We start from the raw sequence: 25,622 nt of genomic DNA, 5'->3' as shown, positions 1-25,622 counted from the left end.
TCAACTAAGGATTGAGTTACGGGACAGGCGCAGCGGGAATTACCTGCGACCCTGCCCTATGCGATGAGGGCTACCGCCAAGACCATCGGTAGCGAGACCACCGACCCGATGGATGTAACCATCGTCAATGTCTTGAAGGTCCCCTGAGTCGACAGTCCGAGCAGCGACTTGAACATCCAGAAAAAATTGCTGTTGACCTGAAGCGCGAACATCGCACCCGAGGCGATGGCGAGGCCGATGACGAGCGGGGAGACGTTGATTGACCCGAGTACCGGACCGATGATCCCGGCGGCCGCGATGGCCGCTACCGATACCGATCCGATCGCCAGGTGCAGCACAGCGGCGATGACCCAGGCGAGCAGGATGCTCAGAATGACAGGCGCCGCTGCGTCGGCCGTGAAGAGGTCGGCCAGGATCGTGTCGAGACCGGTCTCTCCGATGACAGCGCCCAGGGATCCGCCGATGCCGGTGATGAGCAGGATCTCGCCGGTGGTGTGGAAGCCCTCGCTCATTGCCGTGTCTGTGCCCTTCGAGCCTAGAGTGCGCCGGCACAGCGCGTAGGCACCGAGGAGGCCGACGAAGAGCGCTAAGTTGGCGTCGCCGAGGAAGGTGATGAAGTCGTTGGAGAACCCGAACAGCTCCGCGAATGCACCGAAGGCGATCATCACCAGCGGCACAAGAATGGGCAGCAGGCAGACGAACAGCGGGGGAGTTTTGGTGTCCTCTTCTACCAGTTCGGTGGTCTCCAGTTCGACCATCGCCTCATCGACCTCTTCGTCCCTGTCCGATTTCCAGTAGCGGCCGCGCAGGAGCCAGCGGAAGATCAGCGTTGTTACGATCGCGGTCAGCGGCCCGAGCACGAGGCCGTAGATCAGCCAAAGGCCCAGTGGGATGTCCAGCAGGCCCGCGATGGAGACGGCGGCCAGACCCGGGATCACGAAGACGTAGCCGGCGAAGATCCCGGTCCCCAGTGCACCGGCCATGTGGGGCAAACCGGTCCGGCCAATAAGTGGTCCGCTTGAGCGGGCAACCGGAGAGGCCAGCACGACCTGTACGTCCACGTAGATCGAGGGGAAGATCGTCGACATCGCAGCGGTCAATGCGTACGGGAGCCGGCGTGCGCCGACACCGTTGACGAGCATCGTCACCATCTTCCCGAAGGCTCCGATCGCATGGAGCATCGCTCCAATGAGCACCCCGAAGCCGATAAGCAGGCCGACCTCGCCCATGATGTCGCCGAAGCCGGTGGCGATCGCCACGATCGTCGCCGTGAAACCGACACCGGTTGCGAGGCCGAGGTAGAGCGCGCCGATGATCAGCGAGATCACCGGGTCGACCTTGGCCTTGATGATGAGCACGATGATGACGACGATGGCTATGACGGTATGGATGACGATCATGGCCTGCTCCTGCCTTTATGGAGAATGGCGACGTCATTCGGTACCGTAGCCACATCGACCCCCGCTCTGGTACGGCGCCGCAGCCGTCGAAGACGAGCATGGCGCCGGTTTGAGTACGGACACCGCAGGTTCCCGCAAAGATGCACACCGGTTCTGTACCGGAACTCATTGATGCACCTTATCCCCGGGACCAAGTTCATACTGGGGACCAAGTTCATACGGGCAGGCCTGCAGTGTCAAGGCTCGGAGAGGGCCTGGGCCTGCTAATCCAATTGATGGTGATACGGCGAGCATGATCTACGGGAGTGCGAAGCCGGGAAGAAGATCTGCCTGCGGGAGCTGAACAACGAGGTTATTGGGCGGGTTCTAGCGGTAAGGTCTGAGAAGAGTTCTGGCATGCATCGTGGGTTTGCGTCGGATCCCATATTGCTTCTGCCCGGCGCCCGTATGCCCGGGTATTGCAGGGCTTCACGGTCGCGCTTGATAATCTCCATTACCCCACGGGCGATGGCCGGTTCTGCGCGCCACAGTGGATGCAGATCGAGGGAGTGGAACATCCCCAAGAGAGTCAAGGAGACGGAACCTATCTGCTGCTGCTGTGCATACTGCCTGTAGTGCCGGCGGATATCATCGGTCCGTCTTTACAATCAACACGTCGCAGGGTGAATTGCGGGCCACGCTGTTCGCGACGCTGCCCAACACACGGCCGAGGCCCTTCAATCCGACGTTGCCCACAACCAGCAGCCCGGCCCCCACACGCGCCGCTTCCTCGACCAATGCCTCCTGCGGCTTCCCGCGAACGGCGACGGGGCGGATGCTCAGGTCGGGATGTTCCTCGCGCAGTTTGGTCGCGACCCGTTCAGCCATTTTTTGCGCTTGCTTGGCGTCGTCAAGTATCCAGGTGTCGTTCCCGATCTTGATGACCTCGGTATTTTCCTTGACATGGGCGCTGAGCACGGCGAGTTCGGCGTTGAGGCCCTCAGCGATGTCTGCCGCCCGCGAAGCCGCTTTGAACGCAGTGTTGCTGCCGTCGACTCCCACCATGACGATTTCTGACATTGTTGTGTCCTCCTCATCGCTCTGCTCTCGGCCACGGTCTGGCCCTGTCCAAAGATGAATGTTTCGACGACGGCGGGTACCTTCTTGTCCCTGTCTACAACAGTAGATGTGGAAGAGGTTCCCACACATAGCAGATGGCGCCATCCACCGCTCCCGGGACCTCCAGCCCACAGTGAAGGGATGTTGTGCGGCAGATGCCCGGTGCCACCAGCCGCTGCGCCTGGCAGCTCCGTTTGAATCCCTGCTCCCGCGCTGCGTCATAAAAGTCAACCCCCGAAAAAAGTTTGGCCCCGGTTTGGCTGCTTAGGCTTGGCTAACCTAAGCTCGTTGAGGGTCCCAACTTCCTCTCCCTGTTTGCAGAAAGAAGCTCCCCTATGAAGCTCCGCAAGAACTCTCTGGTCGGCATCGCAGTAGCTGCCACCGCAGTCTTCGGCCTCGCAGCCTGTGGTTCGAACTCCGACACCGGCTCCGCCGCATCCGGATCCGCCGCCGCAGGCGATGGCATCACGGTCTACAACGCACAGCACGAGAGCCTGACCAAGGAATGGGTCGACGCCTTTACCGCGGAAACCGGCATCAAGGTCACCGTCCGCCAGGGCTCGGACACCGAGATGTCCAACCAAATCATCCAGGAAGGCGAGGCCTCGCCGGCCGACGTGTTCCTCACGGAGAATTCGCCGGCCATGACGCAGGTTGAGAACGCCGGGCTCTTCGCCGACGTGGACCAGGCCACGATCGACCAGGTTCCGGCGGAATTCCGCCCTTCCACCGGCAAGTGGACCGGCATCGCTGCCCGTTCCACGGTCCTGGTGTACGACAAGAACAAGATCAGCGAAGACAAGTTGCCCAAGTCGATGCTGGACCTGGCCAACCCTGAGTGGAAGGGCAAGTGGGCCGCTTCGCCGACCGGCGCCGACTTCCAGGCCATCGTCTCCGCGCTGCTTGAGCTCAAGGGCGAAGCCGCCACCGACGCATGGTTGGCGGGCATGAAGGAAAACTTTAAGGCCTACAAGGGCAACAGCACCGCCATGAAGGCGGTCAACGCCGGTGAAGTCGACGCCGCGCTCATCTACCACTACTACTACTACGGCGATCAGGCCGAGACCGGCGAGAACTCCAACAACGTCACGCCGTACTACTTCAAGAACCAGGACCCGGGAGCCTTCATCTCGGTTTCCGGCGGTGGCGTGCTGAAGTCCTCCAAGAACGCGGCCGACGCGCAGGCCTTCCTGAAGTTCATCACCGGCAAGCAGGGCCAGGAAATCCTGAAAGACGGCACCTCGTTCGAGTACCCCGTCGGCTCGCAGGTGGACGCCAATGAGGCCCTGGTGCCGATCAAGGACCTCGAGGCTCCCACGGTGGACCCGGCCAAGCTGAACTCCACCCAGGTCAGCGATCTGATGACCAAGGCAGGATTACTGTAGTTCTGTGACAACTGATCTATCGGCTCCCCGTACGCCGACTACGGGGAGCACGACGGCGGGCGGGGGCAAGCGCCTTCGCCCGCCTTTCGGCCTGTCTACGGTGTCCCTGCTGGCGGTCTTGATCGCGCTGTTTTCGCTCATCCCCCTGGGGTACGTCGCCTACATGACGGTCGCAACGGGCTGGGAGACCGCCGTCGAGCTGATCTTCCGTCCGCGCGTCGGTGAACTCCTGCTGAACACCGTCATGCTCACCGTCATCACCGTCCCGCTGTGCCTGGTTTTGGGCGCGGGCGGCGCGTGGCTGGTGGAGCGCACCACGCTGCGCGGAAACCGCTGGTGGGCCGTGGCCCTGGCCGCACCACTGGCCATTCCGGCCTTTGTGAACAGCTATTCGTGGGTCTCTGCCGTTCCGTCCTTGGAGGGAATCTGGTCCGGCGTGCTCATCGCCACCTTGTCCTACTTCCCGTTGGTCTATATACCGGCGGCCGCGGCGCTGGGCCGCCTGGACCCAGCGATCGAGCAATCCGCCGCATCGCTCGGCCTGGGCCCGTGGGCCGTCTTCTTCAGGGTGGTGCTCCCGCAGCTCCGGATCGCCCTCACCGGCGGCGCACTGTTGGTATCCCTGCACCTCTTGGCGGAGTACGGCGCCTTCGCCATGATCCGCTTCGATACCTTCACGACGGCGATCATGGTCCAGTTTCAGTCGACGTTTAACGGCACCGCCGGCAACATGCTGGCCAGCGTGCTGGTGTTCCTGTGCCTCATCCTGCTGCTGGCCGAGGTGAAGAGCCGCGGCACGGCACGCTATGCCCGCATCGGCTCGGGCGCTCCGGCCAAGGCGACCCGGTTACCGCTTCGCCACTACCAGCTGCCCGCGCAGCTCTCGCTGGCCGCCGTCACGGTGCTGGCCTTCGGGGTGCCGGTCTGGTTCGTGTTGAAATGGCTCATCGCCGGCGGGGCGGAGGTCTGGGCGGCCGACGAGTTCCTGCCCGCTCTGCTGCAGACGCTGTTGTACGGGGCCGTTGGTGCGGCCGTCACCACTGTCGTGGCCTTCCCGATGGCCTACCTGGCCGTGCGGCGCCCCAGTGGGTTCAGCAAGCTGCTGGAACTCTCCAACTACGTGACCAGCTCGATGCCGGGCATCGTCGTGGGCCTGGCGTTCGTCACCGTCAGCATCCGGGCGGTCCCGGGGATCTATCAAACGGCGGCGGTGCTGATCGCCGCCTATGTGCTGCTGTTTCTCCCGCGGGCGCTGGTCAACCTCCGCTCGGGGCTGGCGCAGGCGCCCAAGGAACTCGACGAAGCCGCCCAGTCTCTCGGCAAAGCCCCGCTGACTTCCTTTGTTCGGGTGACGCTGCGCCTCACCGCGCCGGCGGCCGCGGGCGGCGCCGCACTGGTTTTCCTCGCCATCGTCAACGAGTTGACGGCCACGCTGCTCCTCTCTCCGAACGGGACCCGGACCCTGGCCACCGAGTTCTGGAGCAAGAGCAGCGAGATCGACTACACCGGCGCGGCCCCCTATGCCTTATTGATGATCCTGCTCTCAGCGCCCATGACCTACCTGCTCTTCCAACAGTCCAAGAAAGTGGCCGGACAGTGACCGAACAATCCCCTTCCAGCCTCCCGGCGTTTCGCGTTGCGCCCTCCGTCGCACCAACCACCAACACGCATTTGGAGATCGCCGAGGTCACCAAGAACTTCGGCTCCCAGTCCGTGCTCAAGGGCGTCGATCTGTCCGTAGCCAAGGGCGGAACCACGGCGATCGTGGGCCCGTCGGGTTCGGGCAAGACCACGTTGCTGCGGCTGATCGCCGGCTTCGAACATCCGGACACCGGCTCCATCAGCCTCAGCGGCCAACCCGTTGCCGGAAACGGCGTCTGGATACCTGCCCACAAGCGGCATGTCGGATACGTCGCCCAGGACGGAGCGCTCTTCCCGCATCTGACGGTGGGGCAGAACATCGCTTTCGGTCTGAACGCCGGAAAGCTCGACGGCGGTCGCCGGGCCGTGAACGCGCGCGTCCAGGACCTGCTCGAAATGGTCTCCCTGGACGCCGCGATGGCAAAGCGACGCCCGCACCAGCTGTCCGGCGGCCAGCAGCAGCGCGTTGCGTTGGCTCGTGCGCTGGCCCGCGAACCCGAACTCATGCTCCTGGATGAGCCGTTCTCGGCACTCGACGCCGGACTCCGGGTCGCCACCCGCCGCGCCGTGGCCAAGGTGCTCAACGAAGCCGGCGTGACCACCATTCTGGTGACCCATGACCAAGCCGAAGCCCTCTCCTTTGCAGATCAAGTAGCGATCATGCGCGGCGGAAAGTTGGCCCAGATCGGCAACCCCTTCGTGGTCTACACGCGGCCGGCCGACCGCGCCACGGCCGAGTTCCTGGGCGACGCGGTGATCCTGGATGCCTGGATGGAGGGTTCCCTGGCGACCTGCTCGTTGGGCGGAGTCCCGGTTCGCCGGCCGCCGGCGCAGGGCAAGGTCCAGCTCATGCTCCGCCCCGAGCAGATCCGCATTGCGCCGGACGGTCCCATCCGCGGTGTCGTCGTAGACACCGACTACTTCGGTCCGGAAACCACTGTCCGCATCAAACTGGCCGAGAACAATGCGTCCCAGCGCGCCGCTTCCGGCAACGGCCACCGGTACCCTGGCGGCGGCGAGGTGATCACCATCCGGCACTGGAATGCTTCCATTACGAAGCCCGGGACCGAGCTCTGCCTGCGCGTGGTCGGCGAAGGCGTGGCCTTCCCGCAGGAAAGGGAGCATGGCAAAGAATGAGCAGCGGAGACGACTGCTCGCCGATGCAGGCTTGGCCGTTCTCGCTGCCGAAGGCTCGCGCGGACTCACCCACCGCGCGATCGACGAAGCAGCAGGAGTCCCCGTCGGGACCGCGTCGAATTACTTCCGCAGCCGCGAGGCGTTGATCTCCGGCCTCGTCCACCGGATTGGCGAACGGCTCGCTCCGGATCCGAAGGATATTGAGCGCCTCCTCGCGGCCGGGCCGCCAAGCCGCAAGCTTTTGGCCGACTATCTACGCGAAATCGTGCGTCGGCTGACCACCGCGGAACGGGAGGTCACGCTTGCGCTGTTCGAACTCCGGCTTGAGGGCACCCGCCGCCCAGCGGTGGCAGCCGTCTTGGCGGAATGGCAACGGGAGTCTTTTGAGGGCGACGTCGCGTTCAACACCGCGGCGGGACTTCCCGGCGGTCGTCGGGAAGTCGCACTCTTCCACTATGCGGTGGACGGACTGCTGTTCGACCGGCTCACCACCCCGCTGGATCCAGAGACGTCCAGCGACGACGTCATCGAAGCGCTCGTCGTCGGGCTAGTGGGCGGCGATGATTGATTCCGGACCACAGCACGGCGAGGAGATGATGAATGCACAACGAACCGACACCGGCCGGGACCTGCGACCCCGGCCCGTTCTATCACGGTACGAAAGCTGACTTGGCGCCGGGCGACTTGTTGGAACCGGGCTACAGCTCGAACTACGGGGCGCGGACGAAGGCGAACTTCGTCTACCTCACCGCAACCCTGGACGCCGCAACCTGGGGAGCCGAACTTGGAGTGGGGGAGGGACCGGGAAGAATCTACCGCGTAGAGCCCACCGGCCCGATTGAAGACGATCCCAACCTGACGGACCAGCGGTTCCAGGGCAACCCCACCAGGTCCTACCGCACCAAGGAACCGCTGCGCATCATCGAAGAGGTCCTGGACTGGGAACCCCATCCTCCCGAGCTGCTGCAGAATATGCGCAATCACTTGGAAGAACTCAAGCGGCAAGGTGTCGAAGCAATCAACGAGTGATCCGCCGGCCGACCGCACCCGGCCGGCGCGCTGGTGAGGTCGGCCACCAAAGCTGCGCCTCGGCGTCGAGCTTTGCTAGTTTGAAGCTCAAGACCTCTTTCCTAGGTCTCCGGACGACGGTTCAGTACCCGGTGCGCGACAAGACTGGCCAGAGGAATCAATCGTGGAATGGGTCATTCTCATCCTGTCCGGCGTCCTGGAAGCTGTGTGGGCCACGGCGCTGGGCGCATCCAAAAACTTCCGCCGGCTGTGGCCGTCCATCATTTTCGTTGTGGCCATGGCGTTGAGCATGGCCGGCCTGGCCTACGCCATGACCGCCATACCGGTGGGGACCGCCTACGCGGTCTGGGTTGGCATCGGCGCGGTGCTGACGGCTGCGGTCGCCATGGTCACCGGGGCCGAGAAGGTCTCGCTGATCCGGGTTGCCCTGCTGGTGGGCATCATCGGCTGCGTCGTCGGCCTCAAGGCGATCGGTTAACGGGGGGTTCGCATGCATTGGATCGTTTTGCTGGTCAGCGCAGTCCTGGAAGCCGTGTGGGCCACCGCGTTAAGCATGTCGGACGGTTTCAGCCAGCCGGTGCCCACGGTCGTGTTCTTCGTGGCACTGACCCTGAGCATGTTGGGGTTAAGCTACGCCATGCGCGGCATCCCGCTGGGCACCGCCTACGCGGTCTGGACCGGAACGGGGGCGGCGCTCACCGTGGCGTACTCCATGCTTTCCGGGGGAGAGCCGGCGAACCTGCTGAAGCTGCTGTTCGTCGCGGGCATCATCGGCTGCGTCATCGGCCTCAAGCTCGTTGACGGCGGGGGCGGCGAGAAGGCGTGAAAAAGCGCCGGCAGGTAATGGAGAAGTCGGGGGAAATACTCCATACCCGCCGGCGCTTGGACCGGGCACGTCCGGTCCCTCTTTCACTCGCACCGTGATGAGGTGTCTATGACACTACGGCAGGCTTCTGGGCACAGCCCCGGCAGCGGCTGGGAGAAAGCTGAACCTCTTGGGGAAGCGCCGAGGGCTGCAGGAGGCGGGAGGCGGGAGGCGGGAGGCACGACGGCGGGAGGCGGCGGCAGGAGGCCGCGGGGTCGTGATAAGACTGTGGTGGCCCCCAACCACCGCCTGCCGACCCGGCGGCGGCAACCCGGCCCATCCCGCCTGACCAAGGAGAGCGTGTATGTCCGACCATCGCCACGGAGAGTACAAGGTCCAGGGCGGCAAGCTTGTAGTTGTTGATTTCGACGTGGCGGACCAAAAGATCCTCCGGCCGTCGGTCAGCGGGGACTTCTTCCTGGAACCGGATGAAGCGCTGGCGGACATCAACGCGGCGCTGGACGGCATGAGCACCGAAAGCAGCCACACCAGCTACGCCGCGGCCATTACCGCAGCGCTGCGGCCCGACGCCCAGCTGTTCGGCTTCTCCGCCGACGCCGTTGCCGTCGCCGTGCGCCGGGCCCTGAACAAGGCCACCGGATGGCTGGACCACCAGTGGCAGGTGATTGAGCCCACTCCGCTGCCCACGCACATGCATGTGGCGATGGACGAGGTGCTGACCCGCCAAGTAGGCGCCGGAAAGCGGCCGCCGACGCTCCGGTTCTGGGAGTGGGAGGCTCCCTCGGTGGTGATCGGCAGCTTCCAATCCGTGCGCAATGAGGTGGACCCGGATGGGGCGGAACGCCACGGCATCACCGTGGTGCGCCGGATCAGCGGCGGCGGTGCGATGTTCATGGAACGGGGCAACGCCATCACCTACTCGCTGTACCTGCCGCAGACCTTGGTGGACGGGCAGAGCTTTGAGGCCTCCTATGCGTACCTCGACGCATGGGTGATGGCCTCACTGGAGAAGGTCGGCATCAAGGCGTTCTACCAGCCGCTCAACGACATCGCGACGCCGGAGGGCAAGATTGGCGGCGCTGCACAGAAGCGGTTGGCCAATGGCGGGATGCTCCACCACGTGACCATGTCCTACGACATCGACGCGGACAAGATGACTGACGTGCTGCGGATCGGCAAGGAGAAAATCTCCGATAAGGGCATCACCAGCGCCAAGAAGCGCGTTGACCCGCTGCGCCGGCAGACCGGCCTGAGCCGGGAAGAGATCATCGCCGTGATGATCCAGACCTTTAAGGACCGCTACGCCGCCGTGGACAGCGGATTCTCGGACGAAGAACTGGCCATGGCCCGCGAACTCGTGGACACCAAGTTCGCCACGGACGAGTGGCTGCACCGGGTGCCGTAGCGGGCCGCCGGTAGCTTCGACCGCCACAGCTGGGCGCTCAGCGTGCCTTCTTGGCCACCACCGCGTGCGACACTGCGGCGGAAGCCACGGATTGGACGCACTCATAGCCCAGGGCGGCGGCATCAAGACCCTCGAAAAGCCGCTCACCGCTGCCCAGCAGGACCGGGACGATGGCCAGATGCAACTCGTCCACCAGACCGGCGCGCAGGTACTGGTTGACCGTGGAGGCTCCGCCGCCGAGCCGGATGTCCTGCCCTTGCGCGGCGGCGGTGGCTTGACGCAGCGCCGACTCGATCCCGTCGTCGACGAAGTGGAAGACAGTCCCGCCAGCCATGCCGATGGGCGGTTGCGCGTGATGGGTCAGCACGAAGACCGGGTGGTGGAAGGGCGGATCATCGCCCCACCAGCCCTTCCACTCCGGGGGCTCCTGGTCCCGCCGGGCCGGTCCGAACATGTTCCGGCCCATGATGGTGGCGCCGATGCCGCCCTCGCCGGCGAGGACAAAGTCGTTGTCGGGCCCCGTTACGCCGCCGGTTTCGCCGAGCATCCGTTTGCCGGCCTCGGTCTGGAAGATCCACTCGTGCAGCTGTTCGCCGCCCACTCCCAGCGGGTTTTCCAAGGACTGGTGGGGGCCGGCGGCATAGCCGTCCAGGGAGACGGCGAAATTGTGCACGCGCAGCTTGGGCATTGATCCTCCTGCCACTGAAGCCCGGAATGCCAAGCGCGACCGGGGCCCCGGGAAATTGACAGTGTAGTGCAACGCGGGAGTGTGCGGAACTGCCCGAACGGAGCTACCGGTTCAGCCGCGGCTCTCCGCCGGGGTGACCACCTGCTGGGCGCGAAGCGCCCGGACCAAGTGGTCGCGCTGCTCGATGACGATGCGGCGCAGCGCGGCGGGTGCATCGCTGTTGCCGTCCAGCCAGGCATCGGTGCGGACGACGACGGGGTGCTCGGTGGGTGCCTGACCGGCGGCGAGGTCCTGGCCGCCCGGGTAGAGTCCGCGGACCAGCCGGGCCGCGATCTCGATGCTCTTGGTCGACCAGATCCGGACGAGTTCCGCGAAGTAGGGTTCCACATAGCCGCTGAGCAGCTCCCGCGGCCCCTGACCGAAACCGTCGATCGTGGCGTCCAGGAGCTGGTTCGAGAGCGCATCAGTGTGCACCGCCGTGCGCCACGCTTCGGCCTTGACCTCCGGGACCGGCCGGGCAGTCAAGGCGGCGAGGTGGCCGGCCCGCGCAGCGACTGTCCGGTCTCCCTCCAGCGCCGCATCGAGCTCGGCCACCGAAGCGTGTCCGGTGGCGGCCAGCGCCTGCCAGAACCGCCACCGCAGATCCGTGTCCACGGCCAACCCGTCCAGCACCACCTTGCCCAGCACCACGTCGCGCAGGAACGGGGCCTGGCTGTCCACGGCACGGGAGACAGCCGCCAGCGACCTCGCCCAGGTCAGTTGCTGGTCGCTGCCCGGCTCCGCGGCCTCCATCTGCCGCCGCGCCGCGGCGACGAAAGCTTCCTGGAGTGCCGGTCGGCCGGCTGCCGGTGCGTACCGGTCCATGGCCGTCTTGGCGCAGTCCAAAACCACCTGCAGCACACTGTTCTCGGACTCGGCGGGGGCAAAGCGCTGCACGGCCTCCACATACTCCGCGGCCGGGAGCAGCCCGTCGCGTGTCATGTTCCAGAGGCTGGACCAGCACAGGGCCCTGGCCAGCGGATCGCTGAGCCGGTCCAGCGAAGACAGCACCGTCCGCAGTGAGCGCTGGTCGAAGACCACCTTGGCGTAGGTCAGATCATCGTCGTTGAGCAGCAGCAGCGCCGGCTGGTCCCTGCCGGCCAGTTGGGGCAGGTCCGTGCGGGGACCGGCCACGTCCAGCTCCAGCTGGTCCGTTCGGAGCAACCGGCCGGAGGAATTTGGGTTGTAGAACCCCAGCCGCACGCGGTGCGGGCGGTGCGCCGGTTCGTCCGTCACCGGATCCACCGCATCCTGGACGATGGTGGCAGAGGCGATCGCCCCGCCGTCGTGCCTCAGGTCCAAGGCCATGGTGGAGATGCCGGCGGTCTGCAGCCACTGGCGCGCCCACTGCTCCATGTCCCGGCCGGAGGCCGCGCTCAGGGCGCTGAGGAAGTCGGCCAGCGACGTGTTGCCGTAGGCATGTTCGCGGAAGTAGCGGCGCGAGGCGCCGATGAACGAGTCGAAGCCGACGTAGGCCACCAACTGCTTGAGCACCGAGGCGCCCTTCGCATAGGTGATGCCGTCGAAGTTCTGCTTGGCCGCCTCCAGGTCGCGGATGTCGGCGACGATGGGGTGGGTGGTGGGCAGCTGGTCCTGCACGTAGGCCCAGCCCTTGCGCCGGTTGGCGAAGGTGATCCACGCGTTGCTCCACTGCGTGGCCTCGGCCGAGGCTAGGGCGCCCATGTAGTCGGCGAACGACTCTTTCAACCAGAGGTCGTCCCACCACTTCATGGTGACCAGGTCACCGAACCACATGTGCGCCATCTCGTGCAGGATGGTGTTGGCCCGGGCCTGGTATTGCGCATCGGTGGCGCGGGAAGAGAAGACGTAGGCCTCGGTGAAGGTGACCAGTCCGGGATTCTCCATGGCGCCGAGGTTGTACTCGGGGACGAACGCCTGCTCGTACTTGCCGAACGGGTACGGGTAGTCGAAGAGGTCGTGGAAGAAATCGAGGCCGGCCTTGGTGACGGCGAAGATCTGGTCCGGGTCGAAGGAGTCGGCCAGCGAGGCGCGACAGTAGGCCCCGAGCGGCACCTGCAGTCCGCCCCCGTCGGGCAGCGGACGGCGCCAGCTGTCGCTAGCGGCGTGGTACGGCCCGGCCAAGACGGTGGTGATGTAGGTGGAGATGCGCTGGGTCGGCTGGAAGCGGCGGACCGAGTGGCCGGGCGTGGAGGCCATCGGCTCCGTGGAGGCCACGGCGGCGTTTGAGGCGACCGTCCAAGCGTCCGGCGCGGCAATGTGGAAGGTGAAGGAGGCCTTCAGATCGGGCTGTTCGAAATTGGCAAACACCCGCCGGGCATCGGCCGGTTCGTACTGGGTGTAGAGGTAGGTTTTCCCGTCGGCGGGATCAAGAAAGCGGTGCAGGCCTTCGCCACTGCTGCTGTACAGCGCGGTGCCGGTAATGATGGCCTGGTTCTGCGCTTCCAGCCCGGGCAGCAGGATGCGCGATCCGTCCACCACCTCGGCCGGATCCAGCGGACGCCCATTGAGCAGCACGGAGTGGACGCCGCCGTGGATGAAATCCGCGAACACGGTGGAGCCCGGCTCGCTGCAGCCGAAGGTGATGACGGTTTTGGAGATGAAGCCCGGCTCGTTCTGGTCCTCGGCGCCGCGCAGGTCCAGCGAGACCTCATAGCTTTCCACCCGCAGGATGGCTGACCGGGCCGCCGCTTCGTCGCGGCTGAGGTTCTGGTTCGTCATCCGGCCCATTTAACCATGCGGCGGCCGGGAGGGGTGCTGCGCGTCAGCCTCCGGCCATGGCCAGCCAGGCCGCGCCGAGCCCCAGCCCGGCGATCAGCAGCCAGGACAGCAGCGCGGTGGAGATGGCCGGCAGCGAGGAACGGAGCAGTTCGCGCAGACGGACCGCAGACCCCAGACCGAACAGGGCAGCGGCCAGCATGATCTCCTGCACGAGGGCGGTGCCGTCCAGCACAGGCTGCGGCAGCCATCCCGTACTGCGCAGCAGCACCAACGCCAGGAACCCGAGGATGAACAGCGGCACCACCGGCGGTTGTTTACCCGTCGAGCCGGCCCCCATGGCACGGGGCGTTGTGGCCGTGCGGCGCCGGTGTACCGCGACGGCGGCCGCCAGCGGCGCGAGCATCACCACACGCGCCAGCTTCACGACGACGGCGATGGTCAGCGCCGCTGTGCCCGCGCTTTGCGCCGTGGCCACCACCTGTCCAACATCGTGCACCGACGCGCCGGCCCAGAAGCCGAAGACCTCCGCCGGCATGCCGGTGAGGGCCATGACAGCCGGCAGCACCCCGATGGCCAGGGTGCCGCACAGCGTGACCAGGGCGACGGGCATCAGGCTGTCCTGCGGGCGGCTGCCGCGGGCGGCGGCGATGGCGCCAATGGCCGAAGCCCCGCAAATGGCGAAGCCGGCGGCCAACAGCACCGGCTGGTCTCCGGGCAGGCGGTGCCAACGCGCCAGCAGGTAGGTTCCGGCAAACGCGAGCAGCAGCACCAGCACCACCAGCACCAGCGCGAACCAGCCCAGCTCTGCCAGGTCCGACAGTGCCAGCCGGGCACCGAGCAGCACGATCCCGGCGCGCATCAGCGTCCGGGCGCAGAAGGCCAGGCCTGGTTGGCCCGCGCCGCCGGTCCACGCGGCCGTCGGCGGCACGTTGGCGGCCACGATCCCCAGGACGACGGCGAAGGTCATCACCGGGATCGCGGGCACCAGCCAGTGCAGGGCAAAGGAAACGACGACGGCCGTTGCCGCCAGCACAATTCCCGGTCCGGCACGACGCATCCGGCGTTCGAGGCGGGACCGCGAGCCGGCCGGCTGCGCCTCGGGTGGGTTCCGGACTCTCCCGGTCTCGGGCGGCTGGTTTGCGGTCACAAAGCTCCGGCGTTGTGGTGCGACTTACAATCCTGCAGACTTGTGAGCCGATTCGGCGTCGGTCCTGGCCGTGAGCAGTACGCGTTCGTCTTTGCTCAGCACCGTCAAACCGGAATCGGTGACCGTGAAGCCGCGCGCGCGGTCCAGTTCCGGGTCCACCCCGATCGTGGCTCCGGCCGGGACGTGGACGTTCTTGTCCAGGATGGCTCTCCGGACCACGGCGCCTTCGCCCACCGTCACGTTGTCCATCAGGACACTGCCATGGACCTGGGCGCCTTCGGCAACGAAGACGTCGGTCGCGAGCACGGATTCGGTGACCTCTGCCCCCGAAACAACCACGCCCTGGGAGAGCAGGGAGTCGTGGGCCGTTCCCGCAGTGCCGCTCATCCCGCGGACCAGCTTGGCCGGGGGCGAGACGGACTGCCTCGTGTAGATCGGCCACTGCAGGTTGTACAGGTTGAAGGCCGGCAGCGGACTGATCAGGTCCATGTGCGCCTCGTAGTACGAATCCAGTGTGCCGACGTCGCGCCAATACTGCTGGTCGGCCCCGGTGGAGCCGGGAATAGCGTTGGCGGTGAAATCGTAGACCGCCGCCTCGCCGCGTTCCACGAAATAGGGGATGATGTCGCCGCCCATGTCGTGGTCGGTGTCCAGCCGCTCGGCGTCGGCTTCCAACGCCTTCAGCAGGGCATCGGTGTTGAAGACGTAGTTGCCCATGGAAGCCAGGAAACTGTGCGGATCGTCGGCCAGCCCGGCGGTGGTCGCCGGCTTCTCGACGAACGCACGGATCTTGGTCGGTGCATCCGGTTCCGATTCGATGACACCGAACTGATTGGCCAGCGCGAGCGGCTGGCGTACTGCGGCCACGCTGGCGGGCGCGCCGGAAGCGATGTGCTCCTCTACCATCTGGGAGAAGTCCATCCGGTAGACGTGGTCCGCGCCGACCACTACGACGATGTCCGGCCTGGCATCGTGGATCAGGTTCAGCGACTGATAGATCGCATTGGCGCTGCCCAGGAACCAGCTCTTGCCGCGCCGTTGCTGCGCCGGAACCGAGGCCACGTAGTTGCCCAGCTGCGAGGCCATCCGCCAAGTTTCCGAAATGTGCCGGTCGAGGCTGTGCGACTTGTACTGGGTCAGCACCACGATCTGCCGGTAGCCGGAATTCACCAGGTTGGACAGTGCAAAGTCGATCAGCCGGTAGCTGCCGGCGAACGGCACCGCCGGTTTGGCCCGGTCCGCGGTGAGCGGCATCAGCCGCTTTCCCTCGCCGCCGGCGAGTACAACGGCCAGCACCTTCTTCTGTGCCATGTTTTTCCCCCTTCACAGTCGCCACGGCCGTTTCGGACCGAAACGTGACATCCCCCTCCATCCTCACACTAGAGGAAGCCCCCGGCGTGCACTACGTTAGGTTTCGTGCGCGTAGATATTGTGACAAAAGAATTCCCACCGGAGATCTACGGCGGGGCCGGTGTGCATGTTGCCGAACTCAGCCGTGTGCTGGCCGGACGGCTGGATCTGCACGTGCATGCCTTCGGGGCTGAACGGCCGTCCGACTTCCACGGCGCGACGGTCAGCAGTTATGCGGTTCCGGCCGGACTGGCGGAGGCCAACCCGGCCGTGCAGACCCTCGGCGTCGACCTGCAGATGCTGGATGGCTTCGCCGGTGCGGAGCTGATCCATTCACACACGTGGTACGCCAACATGGCAGGGCATCTGGGCTCGCTGCTGCACAATGTGCCGCACGTGTTGAGCGCACACTCGCTGGAGCCATTGCGTCCCTGGAAGGCCGAGCAGTTGGGCGGCGGCTACCGCCTCTCCTCCTGGGCGGAGCGCACCGCCTACGAAGCGGCGGCCGCCGTCATCGCGGTGTCGGCCGGGATGCGCAAGGACATCCTGCGCTGCTACCCGAACGTGGATCCCGCGCGGGTGCAGGTGGTCCACAACGGCGTGGATGTGCAGCAGTGGAAACCGGATCTTAACGACGACGGCGTGCGCGCCCTGGGCATCGACCCGGACCGGCCCAGCGTGGTCTTCGTGGGGCGGATCACCCGGCAGAAGGGCGTGCCGTACCTGCTGCGCGCTGCTGCACTGCTGCCGCCGGAGGTACAGTTGGTGCTCTGCGCCGGCGCCGCCGACACCCCGGAACTGGCGGCCCAGGTCAATGCCCTGATCACCGGCCTGCGCGAAACCCGGGACGGCGTCGTGGTGATCGAGCGGATGCTCCCGCGCGCCGAACTGATCCAGGTGCTTAGCCACGCGACCGTCTTCGCCTGCCCGTCCATCTACGAGCCGCTGGGCATCGTGAACCTGGAGGCGATGGCCTGCGGAGCGCCGGTAGTGGCCAGCGCCACCGGCGGCATCCCGGAGGTGGTCGACGACGGCGTCACCGGTGCCCTGGTTCCGTTGGAACAGGCTGCCGACGGGACGGGAACCCCGCTGGATGAGGAACAGTTCGTGCGCGATTTCGCCGCGGCCTTGAACCGGACTCTCGCCGATCCGGCCGCGGCGCGCCGACAGGGCGAGGCCGGCCGCCGGCGCGCCAAGGAGCACTTCTCCTGGGACTCTATCGCCGGCAAAACCCTGGAGGTCTACCGCAGCGTGCTGGGCTGAGGGAAGCGGCGCACGTACCGCCGCTGCCACGGAGTCTCGACGGCGCCCGGCCGGTAGCGCGCCCTGACGTATTCGACGGCTTCGCTCCGCGGGACGCCGTCCAGGATGGCCATGCAGGCCAAAGTCGTGCCGGTCCGCCCGCGTCCGCCGAAACAGGCCACCTCCACCCGCTCATCCGCCGCCCGGAGCCACGCCTCGCGGAAGGCGGCAGCGGCGTCGTGGAAATCATCCGGCAGCCCAAGATCGCGCCAGCGCACCCAACGCTGTTCCCAGTCGGTGGGCGGCGGTGGCCCGTGCTTCAGGTAGAGGGCGAACTCCGGCAGCGGGCCCGCGGGCATCGGCTTGAGCAAGGCCCGTCCGCGTACCAGCCGCCCCGACGGCAGCCGCAGCACGCCTGGAAGTGCGGGATCCCACGGCGTTCCCATGGCAGAACTTTAGTCCTCCAGCGACACATCCGGGAGCCGGGCCACAGGCGAGATTGGCGTCTCCTCCCGGGTATCAAGAAGGCGTTAAGGCTGGCGGCGCCGCCGTCGTCGTTCCGGCGATGCCGGCCGGCAAGGTTCAGCGCAGGACGATGTCCACCGGACGGGCGAGCGAACGGCCGCGTTCCAGGATGCCGGAGCGGTTGGCGGACTCGTCGCGCAGGACTTCCGTGACGGAGCCGAGGAAGCGTGCCAGGTCCACCTTGTCCTCCGGAGCCGCCAAGAGCAGCTGGAAACCGAACTCGTGGAGCGCATTGATGCTGGCCTCGGCGAAGGCCAGCGACGACTTCACGAACGCCTCGTCCATCATGACCGTGCCGAAGGTGCTGAAGCCCTGACCGGCGATGCCGAGCTGGTAGGCCAGCGCCGAGGCCATGATGAAGGCGGTGAAGCGCTGGCCCTCGCCACCGGACATCAGGCTGGCCTGCAGATTGGTGTAGGCGCGGCCGTCCGCCAGCCGGTTGGTGCAGGTGATGTCCACGTGCGACCGCACGTCCAAAACCTCGGCACGCCAGCGGCGGTCGTCCTCCGAAGCGAGCCGCTCCACGATGCGGTCCAGGGCGAGGTAGCGGGCGTCCATGTCATCGCCGGTCTGCCGCCGGCCCATCACCGGGAGCGCGTTCTTCAGGTCGGTCCGGAACTTGTGCGAAGCGTCCGGGACGGCGTTGGCAATCTCGATCTGCAGGTGGCTGTCCGCGTGGTAGTTGACCCGCCGCAGGATCTGATTCAGCGGCTGTAGCCGCGACGCAATGCTGCGGCGTTCTTCGTCCAACAGCTGGAGCAGGTCGCTGAAGCGTTCGTAGGTGCGGTTGTTGAAGTACTCGCGGAACTCTGCCTCCCGCTGCGGCAGGCCCTCACCCACAATGTCGTGGTAGCGGGACTCATAGTCGGCGGCTGCGTCCAACGAGGTCCCGTAGTCCGACCCCCACTGCCGGTTGTAGGCCTCGAAGATCTTCACCAGCTGGTTGCCAGCCTCCAGTTTGGCCCGCTCCAGCGTGCCGCGGGACGTCAGCAGTTCGCGTTCCACCCTGGTGCTGACCTCGCTGAGCAACTCCAGATCGGTTACGTCGCCATGCGGGGCGAACAATGCGTCAAGTTCGGACGCCAGTTCCTCGGTCAGCTGCCCGGCCGATTCGCCCTCCCCAGCCAGACCGTCGCGGCGGTGCCGCGCGGCAGCCAGCCCGGCGGCCAGTCGGGCGGCTTCGCCCTTGAGAACCCCGATCTTCTCGGTCGCCGCCGTGAGGTCCAGCTCGGCCGTCTCCAGTTCAAACCGCAGCTGCTCCAGGTCCGTGTTGGCGTCCCGGGCCTGCTCCAGCCGTTCTACCGCCGCAGCCACTGCTGCGGCGTGTGCATCAGTGGAGATTTCCTCCCAGCTTCGGGTGTCGGCAGCAATTGCCTTGGCCGCGGCCAGCCGCCGGCCGAGGTCCTGCTGTTCCCGGGCACGTTCGGCAGACTCGGAATCGGCCGTGCCGTAGGTGTCCCGAAGTTCCAGCAGCCGGGTGGCGAGTGCGGCGATCTTGTCCTGGTTGTCGAAGCCCAGCAAGTGGTCCGAGGCCCCGGTGTGCCGGTCGTCCTTCTCGGTGGTGCTGCTGCTGCGCTTGACCGCGCCGCCCAAGGTCACGCCGCGGGGGACCCCGGCCAACTGCTCCGGCTCCACCACACAGACATAGTCGTAATGCGCCGTGATCTTGCGCCGGACCCACTGGCCCATCGCGGTGTCCTTGGTGACCAGCTTAGTGACCAGATCGTCCGTGTCGGCCTCGGACTTGCCCTCCAGTGGAGCACTGACATCGATAATCCGCAGGAAGCCGCGGATATTGTGCTCGTTCAAATACCGCGTGACGGCATTCATCCGCTCGCCCGGCACCAGCAGCGCCGAAGCCAGGGAGCGCAGCGCACGTTCGGCTGCCGGCCGCCAGCGGGCTTCGCCGGGGTCAAGATCGATCAGCTCGCCGGCAAAGGGCAGTTCTTCTTCCGGGATGCCGGTCGCGGCGCAGATCTGCCGTCGGCGTTCCAGGCTCTCCGGGCGGATGTTGCTGCTGCGGCGGCGGAAGGACTCGATTTCCTGCTCCAGCGCCTTGATCTGTCCCTTAAGGCTCCAGGCCTCGCCTTGCGCGTCGTTGCTGCGTTCGCGGACGGATTCGGCCTCGGTGAGCAGTTCCTTGACCAGCACCGCGGCACGGCTGCGCGCTGCCGCCATTCCGCCCGGGCTGAAATCGGCGTCGAGGCCCGCGGTCTCCGCTTCGGCCCGGAAAGAATATTCGACCGACTGGCGGGCCCGCAGCTCGGACTGGGCTGCAGCCAGCTCCCGCTCCAAAGTGGCGACGGCGGCGCCGCCCTCGCTGCCGTACCGTGCGGTCAGCTGTGCCGCCTGCTGCTTGAGTGCGGCGCGTGCAGCTTCAGTCGCCGCCAACTCCTGTGCCGCGGTGGCCGCCTCCGCCTCCAGCAGGTCGATCTGCCGGTCCTGGCACTCGAGGGCCAGCCGGCGCCGGTAGAGCGGCAGCGCGACGTCGGCCAAGACGATGTTGCGATCCAGCTGCGACTGCGTCTGGCGCAGTTGCTGGTGCAGCCGGGGCACGGGAGCCAGCAGATCCCGCTGCTGCCGGACGCGTTCCAGCTGCCGCCGGATGCTGCGCAGGTGGCTGAAGTCCTGCACGGCCTCTTCGGCGGCGGCCAGCGTCCGCGGAGTGTCCAGCACGTGGTTGCGGAAGAAATCGTTGACGGTGCCGCCCAGCCCCTTGCCGGTCTGCAGCGTGCGCAGCAGTCCGAACGCTTTCTCCTGGTCGATGCCCAGTGCCTGCCGGAACCGTTCCGCGAAGGCCTTGTGCGAATCGAAGACCTGGCTGCCGGGCAGCAGCGACTCCAGCGAGGTCTTGCTGAAGCGGCCCGCCATGCCGGACTCCAGCCGGGGGATGTCCAGCGGCTTGTTGTGCAGGACGTAGAAACGGCCCACGTTGTGTTCTGTGCCGTTCATCGGGAGGTCCAGCATCACGGCGAGGCTGGTGGTCTGGCCCAGGGCATTGTCGAAGGTCAGGCAGACCGACGACCAGATGGCGCCCGGACGCTGGTAGAACGTGGCGGTCTGGGAATCATCGCCGTCGGCCGGCGTGGCACCCAGCCGCCCGCGCATGTAGCTGAACGCGGTGCGCCGTTCCTCGGATGCTTGGCCGGAGTTGGTCTGCGCGGCCTCGTTCATCTTGGGCCGGGCGTCCAGTACCTGCAGCATGCCGTCGAAGATGGTGGATTTGCCGACGCCGGAGCCGCCCGTCAACAGCGTGCCCGCGCGGTCCACCCGGATGGTGTGGGCGCCGTCGAAGGTGCCCCAGTTGACCAACTGCACGGACGTCAGTCGGTGCTGGCCCGGGTTGAGCAGCCCGTCCATCGGCAGGATTGTCTCAATGCTCATGCTCAGGCCTCTCCGCCGTCGAAAGCCAACTGATCCGTCTCCGGTGCACCGTCCGCTGGTAGGTTGTCGCCGGCCAGCGAGCCGATCACCGCCGGGATGTCGCCGATGTTCTCGAAAGGCAGGGCCAGTGGCAGAGCCGGCGAAATGACCCACACATCCGGAAGCTCGGTTGCCTGCAGCAGGCGGCGCTCGTTGGCCAGCTTGCGGATGGAGGCGTCGGCCAGATCCTCCACGTGCTTGGCATCGCGCTGTTCCGGATCCACGTAGTCCTGCAGTACTTCGATGACGTCGGCGCGGCTGATCAGCGGCTCGGTTCCGGTGCCGGCGTGCCGATCCTGCACCAGGCGCATGCGCAGCAGCAGCAGCGTCTCTTCCCTGGTCATGTCCCGCTGGCGTTGCAGGGCAGTGGTGTGTGGCTCGGCCATCGGGACCGGGCGCAGCATGGCGACCTTTCGGTCGTCGTCGATGACCAGTTGCAGGAACAGCTCGCTGAGCCGGGAAGCGAGGATCCGCCGGTTTTCCACCACGGTGTCGTAGACCCGGTCCGAGGAGCCGGCGTCCAGATAAGGGCCGCGCAGCAGCCTGATCAGGGCTTGGCGCAGCTTCAACGGCAGGGTGCCCGTATCGCCGTCGAACAATTCGGGCCCGTCGCGGACCTCGTCCCGGGCAGGCGCTTCCTGCTCGGCCGGGTCTTCAAGCTCGTCCGGTTCTTCAGGCCCGGTCCCGTCGTCCAGCCCTGGTTCCTGACGCTCCGCCCCCGGTTCTCGAAGCTCCGTCGCTTCGTCCACCGGGACGCCGTCGTCCAAACTTCCGCCGGGTTCAACGCGGACCTCGGTCATCTCGTTCATGATTCTGCAGCTTTCGTGAAGGTAACGGCGGGCAGCACCGCGGTGCGTTCGCTGCCGTCGATCTGGATCAGGGTCACTGTGTCGGTCGCCTGCGGGTCCAAGGTGCCACCGGAATTCAAGGCACGCTGCAGCAGCCAACGCAGGCTGTTCAGGTGTCGGTGCTCCGGTTCCAACTGGGCGTAGACCGCGGACAGAGGAGCCGTCCCGCGGGCCTCGACGGCGGTGCGCACGGTGTGGGAGAGGACCGCTGCGTCCGCCTGCGGCGTGCGGACCGCACGGTGAATGTCCGCTTCGGTGAACGCCGGCGGTGCCGGCAGCTTGGCCGGGGGCTGATGGTCCTGCGGGTCATAGAGCCGGACCATGCTCACCGATTCGAAGCCGGAGCCGAAGAGCTCGGGCGCGGGGATCACGGCACGGCGGCCCGGCAAGCTGCGCCGGGACTTAAGGATGGCTGCCTCGGCGGCACGGATGGCCTGCCGCAGCTGGATCGATTCGCGGACGTCGTCCGACTGCACAAAGGTGTGCATGCTCTCCGAGAGCCGCCCGTAGATACGGTGGATCTCCGCCGATTGCGCCCGCAGCTGGGGCATGAGCCGCTGCAGTGCCCGCCGGTCCTCGGCATCCAGCGCGTCGGCGAAGTCCCGCTCGAGCACCTCGGCGATGGCCTGTCGGAAGCGCTGCTGCTGCTCCTCGTCGTTCAAAAAGGCCGTGAAGCTCTCGTACGTCCGGCCTTCGCTGGTGCCGCGCAGCCGCTTGTCGGCCTCGAGGACCTCGCCCATGGTGATGCCCTTGGTGGCGTTCGACTCCACGATCTCCGCGCGCAGCGTGTGCAGCATCAGCTCGAGGCCGTCGCGCATCCGCTTGAAATCGGCCGGCAGGCCGGCAGCCAGCGCCAAAACATCGCGGGCGGCCTCCACCGCCGTGGCGTCGGGCAACGACGCCGGTGCTTCGCCGGCTTCCAGCGCGCGGATCTTTTCCTGCCGCTGGTCGATCTCGGCCTGCAGCACGGCGATCCGGGCCTCGGGATCGGGATCGGTCTCATGCGCCAGCGCTTCAACGCGGGTGAGCAGTGTGGCCAGGCGGGAGCTGTTCAGCGACGAGGAAGTCCCGGTCAAGCCGTCCAGGTACTCCAAAAACCGCACGGTGGTCTCGGTGGGTTCGTAGACGAACCGGCCGTCCTCGCGCAGCCGGGACAGGTAGCGGCGGGCCACCCAGTCATCGGCGTACTGGCGGGCTGACCAGTCCGCGCGCAGTTCCACCCCGGCCCGGCGCAGCTCAGCCAGGAACGAGTCGGTGCTGCGGTGAAACTCCTCTAGCGGCAACTGCGGCCGGGAACGGGTGAAAGCGGTCCTGAACAGCGCCGGCACCCACGGGCTGGCGGAGGCGAGCTTGAGGCCGGGCGTGGCGGCCAGCGCCTGCAGCTCCTGCCAGCGGGCAAGGGCATTCTGGGTGAAGGACATGGAAGTGCTTTCCGCCCGCGGAAGGGAGTATCGGGCCCAGAAAATCTTAGCTGGTCCGGCTCCGCTCACGACGGCGGGGCCCCGCCAAGGCGAGCCGTGTCGCCTGGGGGAGCCCCGCCGTCGTTGTCCTAGCCCTTGGCTTCCAGTTTCTGCCGCTTCTGGCTGAGCTTGTCCGCGGCCTTCTTGCGCGCGATAAGTACCTTTTCGTCCATTGGGGCCTGGCCGCTGGCGCGCCGGGAGCGGGCATAGGCCATGGCTTCGTCCTGGCGTTCCTGCTCCGCGCCGCTGGCGATCTTCGCGCGCAGGTGCTCCGGGCCGTAGCCGAAGGCATCCACCAGGTCGCGGGCGTGCGGGCGCAGCCGGGACAGCAGGCGGTTGATGTAGGTACCGAGGATACGGCCGCGTTGCGCCGACAGCCGGCCGTACATCAGGTACCAGCCCAGGTTCTTCTCCACCAGTGACAGCCCGAACAGGTCGCGCAGCCAGGTCAGCACCTGCCGGGTGCCGTGGTCGTCGATCTGGTTGAGTGCGGCGGTGAAGGCTTCCCACTGCAGCAGTTCGGCGTGCGCGCGGGCCGCCTCGATCAGCTCGTGCTGGTGTTCGTTGAACAGCGCCGCGGCCTCCTTTTGCGGAAGCCTGGTGGCGTTGCGCAACGCGCCGCCGATGCCCGCCACCATGGTGGAGACCCGGTCGGTGAGCAGCTGGCGCTGGGTTTCCGGATCCTTGAGGTAATTGGCGCTCTTGCGCTCCGATCCGCTGTCCGCGAAGGTCTGGGCCACCTGGCGCAGCCCGGTGCGGTGCAGGGTGACGTCGGCCGCCTGGTGGGCCACCCAGCGGGCCATCACGCCGAAGTCGGCATGGCGGAATTCATTGGCGTAGTCCGCCAGCAGGCGCTTGGCCACCAGTTGCAGCAGCACCGTGTTGTCACCTTCGAAGGTGGCGTAGATGTCCAGATCGGCGCGCAGGGCGGCGAACCGGTTCTCGGCCAGGAAGCCGGCGCCGCCGGTCGCCTCGCGGCACTCCTGCAGCGTGTCCAGGGCGTGCCAGGTGCTGAGCGACTTGAGCGCCGCCGCCAGGGTTTCCAAATCCTGCCGGTCCTCGTCGGTGTCATGGGCGCCGGAGAAGACGTCATCGAACTTCTGCAGCAGCTGTTCGTGCGCGAATGACGCGGCGTAGGTGGTGGCCAGCCGGGGCAGCAGCCGGCGCTGGTGGCGCTGGTAGTCCAGCAGCACCTCTTCTGCCGTGTCCGAGGAAGCGTTGAACTGCCGCCGTTCGGTGGCGTAACGGACGGCGATGGCCAGCGCCACCTTGCTGGCGGCCACCGCGGCGCCGTCCAGCGAGACCCGGCCCTGCACCAGGGTTCCCAGCATGGTGAAGAAGCGGCGGCCGGGGCTGGCGATGGGGGAGGAGTAGGTGCCGTCCTCCGCCACATCGCCGTACCGGTTCAGCAAGTTGGTGCGCGGAACGCGGACCTGGTCGAAGTGCAGCCGGCCGTTGTCGATGCCGTTCAGGCCGCCCTTGTAGCCGTCGTCCTCGCCGCCGATGCCGGGTAGGAAATTGCGCTGCTCGTCGCGAAGGGGGACGTAGAACGCGTGCACTCCATGGTCCACGCCATGGGTGATCAGGTGGGCGAACACCACGGCGGCCAAACCGTCATTGGCGGCGTTGCCCAGGTAGTCCTTCCACGCGGCGCGGAACGGGGTGTGAATGATGAATTCCTGCGTCTCCGGTTCGTACGTGGCGGTGGTGGCGATGCTGGCAACGTCCGAGCCGTGGCCGGTCTCGGTCATGGCGAAGGCGCCGGGAGTCTTCAGGCTCATGATGTCCGGCAGCCACCGGTCGTGGTGTTCGGTGGTGCCCAGGTGCAGCACGGCTGCCCCGAACAGGCCCCACTGGACGCCGGCCTTGATCTGCAGCGAGGGGTCGGCGGTGACCAGTTCCTCGAAGCCGGCGATGTTGCCGCCATGATTGTCCTCGCCGCCCAGCCGCCGGGGGAACGCACGGTGGACCGTCCCGGCATCCACCAGGTACTTCAACTGACCCACCACCCGTTCGCGGTGCTCCTCCATCGGCAGGCCGTCGATCCGGTGGATTTCCGGCCGGCCGGCGAGGTCGCGCGCGGCCTTGCGGATCTCGGCCCAGCGACCCAGCAGGACCTCGCCGAGCCCGGCCACGTTAACGGTAGCGCCGCTGTCTTCGACCGGTTCCGGGGTTTCGGCAGTGGGGGGATACGTCATCGGTTGTTCCTTCAGTCGTCACGAGTAGGTCGGATGGTCAGAAGCGGCTGCTGCGAAAGCGTCGGCGGCAGCGTGGCGAAC

General features: G+C 66.7%; 20 protein-coding genes and 1 riboswitch. Of the genes, 9 read left to right on the top strand and 11 right to left on the bottom strand.

Annotated features, from left to right (window positions below; translation table 11 throughout):
• Window positions 1–56 precede the first annotated feature (56 nt).
• Window positions 57–1,400 (bottom strand): GntP family permease, encoded by a 1,344-nt coding sequence (locus tag AC5RWT_RS07580; protein WP_494043834.1) that lies wholly within the window; start codon window positions 1,398–1,400, stop codon window positions 57–59.
• A 627-nt stretch (window positions 1,401–2,027) separates the two neighbouring features.
• The gene (locus AC5RWT_RS07575) at window positions 2,028–2,459 is read right to left on the bottom strand and encodes a universal stress protein (protein WP_494043833.1); all 432 of its coding nucleotides are present in this window, start codon (window positions 2,457–2,459) and stop codon (window positions 2,028–2,030) included.
• A 374-nt stretch (window positions 2,460–2,833) separates the two neighbouring features.
• Here AC5RWT_RS07575 and AC5RWT_RS07570 point away from each other — a divergent pair, with 374 nt between their 5' ends.
• From AC5RWT_RS07570 to lplAB, 8 genes are all read left to right on the top strand, one after another.
• Window positions 2,834–3,883, top strand: coding sequence for an iron ABC transporter substrate-binding protein (locus AC5RWT_RS07570; RefSeq protein ID WP_494079758.1), 1,050 nt, complete (start codon window positions 2,834–2,836; stop codon window positions 3,881–3,883).
• A 4-nt stretch (window positions 3,884–3,887) separates the two neighbouring features.
• On the top strand, window positions 3,888–5,483 hold the full coding sequence (locus AC5RWT_RS07565; RefSeq protein WP_494079757.1) for an ABC transporter permease: 1,596 nt from the start codon (window positions 3,888–3,890) through the stop codon (window positions 5,481–5,483).
• Entirely contained in the window at window positions 5,480–6,661 is a 1,182-nt protein-coding gene (locus AC5RWT_RS07560; protein WP_494079756.1) for an ABC transporter ATP-binding protein, read from the top strand. The genes AC5RWT_RS07565 and AC5RWT_RS07560 overlap by 4 nt, the downstream gene beginning before the upstream one ends.
• Complete coding sequence (locus AC5RWT_RS07555) at window positions 6,648–7,229, top strand: TetR/AcrR family transcriptional regulator (RefSeq protein ID WP_494079755.1); 582 nt, start codon at window positions 6,648–6,650, stop codon at window positions 7,227–7,229. The genes AC5RWT_RS07560 and AC5RWT_RS07555 overlap by 14 nt, the downstream gene beginning before the upstream one ends.
• A gap of 32 nt (window positions 7,230–7,261) precedes the next feature.
• A complete protein-coding gene (gene arr / locus AC5RWT_RS07550) occupies window positions 7,262–7,690 on the top strand; it encodes an NAD(+)--rifampin ADP-ribosyltransferase (RefSeq protein ID WP_494079754.1) in 429 nt (142 codons plus the stop codon).
• A gap of 87 nt (window positions 7,691–7,777) precedes the next feature.
• Window positions 7,778–7,843: riboswitch (guanidine-III (ykkC-III) riboswitch) on the top strand.
• 10 nt (window positions 7,844–7,853) lie between these two features.
• Window positions 7,854–8,168: a DMT family transporter gene (locus AC5RWT_RS07545; protein ID WP_494079753.1), complete on the top strand. Its 315-nt coding sequence runs from the start codon at window positions 7,854–7,856 to the stop codon at window positions 8,166–8,168.
• Between the two features lie 12 nt (window positions 8,169–8,180).
• Complete coding sequence (locus AC5RWT_RS07540; protein ID WP_494079752.1) at window positions 8,181–8,516, top strand: DMT family transporter; 336 nt, start codon at window positions 8,181–8,183, stop codon at window positions 8,514–8,516.
• A 343-nt stretch (window positions 8,517–8,859) separates the two neighbouring features.
• The gene (gene lplAB / locus AC5RWT_RS07535) at window positions 8,860–9,921 is read left to right on the top strand and encodes a lipoate-protein ligase LplAB (RefSeq protein ID WP_494079751.1); all 1,062 of its coding nucleotides are present in this window, start codon (window positions 8,860–8,862) and stop codon (window positions 9,919–9,921) included.
• Between the two features lie 37 nt (window positions 9,922–9,958).
• Here lplAB and AC5RWT_RS07530 read toward each other — a convergent pair whose 3' ends face one another.
• From AC5RWT_RS07530 to glgC, 4 genes are all read right to left on the bottom strand, one after another.
• On the bottom strand, window positions 9,959–10,609 hold the full coding sequence (locus tag AC5RWT_RS07530; RefSeq protein WP_494079750.1) for a dihydrofolate reductase family protein: 651 nt from the start codon (window positions 10,607–10,609) through the stop codon (window positions 9,959–9,961).
• A 111-nt stretch (window positions 10,610–10,720) separates the two neighbouring features.
• Complete coding sequence (gene pepN, locus AC5RWT_RS07525) at window positions 10,721–13,348, bottom strand: aminopeptidase N (protein WP_494079749.1); 2,628 nt, start codon at window positions 13,346–13,348, stop codon at window positions 10,721–10,723.
• A gap of 43 nt (window positions 13,349–13,391) precedes the next feature.
• Entirely contained in the window at window positions 13,392–14,405 is a 1,014-nt protein-coding gene (locus AC5RWT_RS07520; protein ID WP_494079779.1) for a YeiH family protein, read from the bottom strand.
• 114 nt (window positions 14,406–14,519) lie between these two features.
• On the bottom strand, window positions 14,520–15,806 hold the full coding sequence (gene glgC / locus AC5RWT_RS07515; protein ID WP_494043821.1) for a glucose-1-phosphate adenylyltransferase: 1,287 nt from the start codon (window positions 15,804–15,806) through the stop codon (window positions 14,520–14,522).
• A gap of 105 nt (window positions 15,807–15,911) precedes the next feature.
• Here glgC and glgA point away from each other — a divergent pair, with 105 nt between their 5' ends.
• Complete coding sequence (glgA, locus tag AC5RWT_RS07510) at window positions 15,912–17,108, top strand: glycogen synthase (RefSeq protein WP_494079748.1); 1,197 nt, start codon at window positions 15,912–15,914, stop codon at window positions 17,106–17,108.
• Here the strand turns inward: glgA and AC5RWT_RS07505 are convergent.
• The 5 genes from AC5RWT_RS07505 to AC5RWT_RS07485 form a co-directional block, all read right to left on the bottom strand.
• Window positions 17,087–17,533, bottom strand: a complete 447-nt coding sequence (locus AC5RWT_RS07505; RefSeq protein WP_494043819.1) for a protein-tyrosine phosphatase family protein — start codon at window positions 17,531–17,533, stop codon at window positions 17,087–17,089. The genes glgA and AC5RWT_RS07505 overlap by 22 nt on opposite strands.
• A 136-nt stretch (window positions 17,534–17,669) precedes the next feature.
• Window positions 17,670–20,996: an ATP-binding protein gene (locus AC5RWT_RS07500; protein ID WP_494079747.1), complete on the bottom strand. Its 3,327-nt coding sequence runs from the start codon at window positions 20,994–20,996 to the stop codon at window positions 17,670–17,672.
• Between the two features lie 2 nt (window positions 20,997–20,998).
• Window positions 20,999–21,844 (bottom strand): DUF4194 domain-containing protein, encoded by an 846-nt coding sequence (locus AC5RWT_RS07495; protein WP_494043817.1) that lies wholly within the window; start codon window positions 21,842–21,844, stop codon window positions 20,999–21,001.
• A complete protein-coding gene (locus AC5RWT_RS07490) occupies window positions 21,841–23,304 on the bottom strand; it encodes a DUF3375 domain-containing protein (RefSeq protein WP_494079746.1) in 1,464 nt (487 codons plus the stop codon). The genes AC5RWT_RS07495 and AC5RWT_RS07490 overlap by 4 nt, the downstream gene beginning before the upstream one ends.
• Before the next feature lie 128 nt (window positions 23,305–23,432).
• Window positions 23,433–25,541, bottom strand: a complete 2,109-nt coding sequence (locus AC5RWT_RS07485; RefSeq protein WP_494079745.1) for an acyl-CoA dehydrogenase family protein — start codon at window positions 25,539–25,541, stop codon at window positions 23,433–23,435.
• Window positions 25,542–25,622: the final 81 nt, after the last annotated feature.

The organism is Arthrobacter sp. Dra40, from assembly GCF_059091905.1.
Note: the sequence above shows the minus strand (reverse complement) of the source record. Positions and strands in the feature narration are given on the sequence as shown.

Bases quoted from the DNA above. Each gene is read 5' to 3' on its own strand.
- AC5RWT_RS07555 (WP_494079755.1), top strand. From the start codon at position 6,648: ATGGCAAAGAATGAGCAGCGGAGACGACTGCTCGCCGATGCAGGCTTG.
- AC5RWT_RS07540 (WP_494079752.1), top strand. From the start codon at position 8,181: ATGCATTGGATCGTTTTGCTGGTCAGCGCAGTCCTGGAAGCCGTGTGG.
- AC5RWT_RS07490 (WP_494079746.1), bottom strand. From the start codon at position 23,304: ATGTCCTTCACCCAGAATGCCCTTGCCCGCTGGCAGGAGCTGCAGGCG.
- AC5RWT_RS07570 (WP_494079758.1), top strand. From the start codon at position 2,834: ATGAAGCTCCGCAAGAACTCTCTGGTCGGCATCGCAGTAGCTGCCACC.
- AC5RWT_RS07520 (WP_494079779.1), bottom strand. From the start codon at position 14,405: ATGCGTCGTGCCGGACCGGGAATTGTGCTGGCGGCAACGGCCGTCGTC.
- glgC (WP_494043821.1), bottom strand. From the start codon at position 15,806: ATGGCACAGAAGAAGGTGCTGGCCGTTGTACTCGCCGGCGGCGAGGGA.
- AC5RWT_RS07500 (WP_494079747.1), bottom strand. From the start codon at position 20,996: ATGAGCATTGAGACAATCCTGCCGATGGACGGGCTGCTCAACCCGGGC.
- lplAB (WP_494079751.1), top strand. From the start codon at position 8,860: ATGTCCGACCATCGCCACGGAGAGTACAAGGTCCAGGGCGGCAAGCTT.
- arr (WP_494079754.1), top strand. From the start codon at position 7,262: ATGCACAACGAACCGACACCGGCCGGGACCTGCGACCCCGGCCCGTTC.
- AC5RWT_RS07485 (WP_494079745.1), bottom strand. From the start codon at position 25,541: ATGACGTATCCCCCCACTGCCGAAACCCCGGAACCGGTCGAAGACAGC.
- pepN (WP_494079749.1), bottom strand. From the start codon at position 13,348: ATGACGAACCAGAACCTCAGCCGCGACGAAGCGGCGGCCCGGTCAGCC.
- AC5RWT_RS07530 (WP_494079750.1), bottom strand. From the start codon at position 10,609: ATGCCCAAGCTGCGCGTGCACAATTTCGCCGTCTCCCTGGACGGCTAT.
- AC5RWT_RS07580 (WP_494043834.1), bottom strand. From the start codon at position 1,400: ATGATCGTCATCCATACCGTCATAGCCATCGTCGTCATCATCGTGCTC.
- AC5RWT_RS07505 (WP_494043819.1), bottom strand. From the start codon at position 17,533: ATGGGAACGCCGTGGGATCCCGCACTTCCAGGCGTGCTGCGGCTGCCG.
- AC5RWT_RS07495 (WP_494043817.1), bottom strand. From the start codon at position 21,844: ATGAACGAGATGACCGAGGTCCGCGTTGAACCCGGCGGAAGTTTGGAC.
- AC5RWT_RS07575 (WP_494043833.1), bottom strand. From the start codon at position 2,459: ATGTCAGAAATCGTCATGGTGGGAGTCGACGGCAGCAACACTGCGTTC.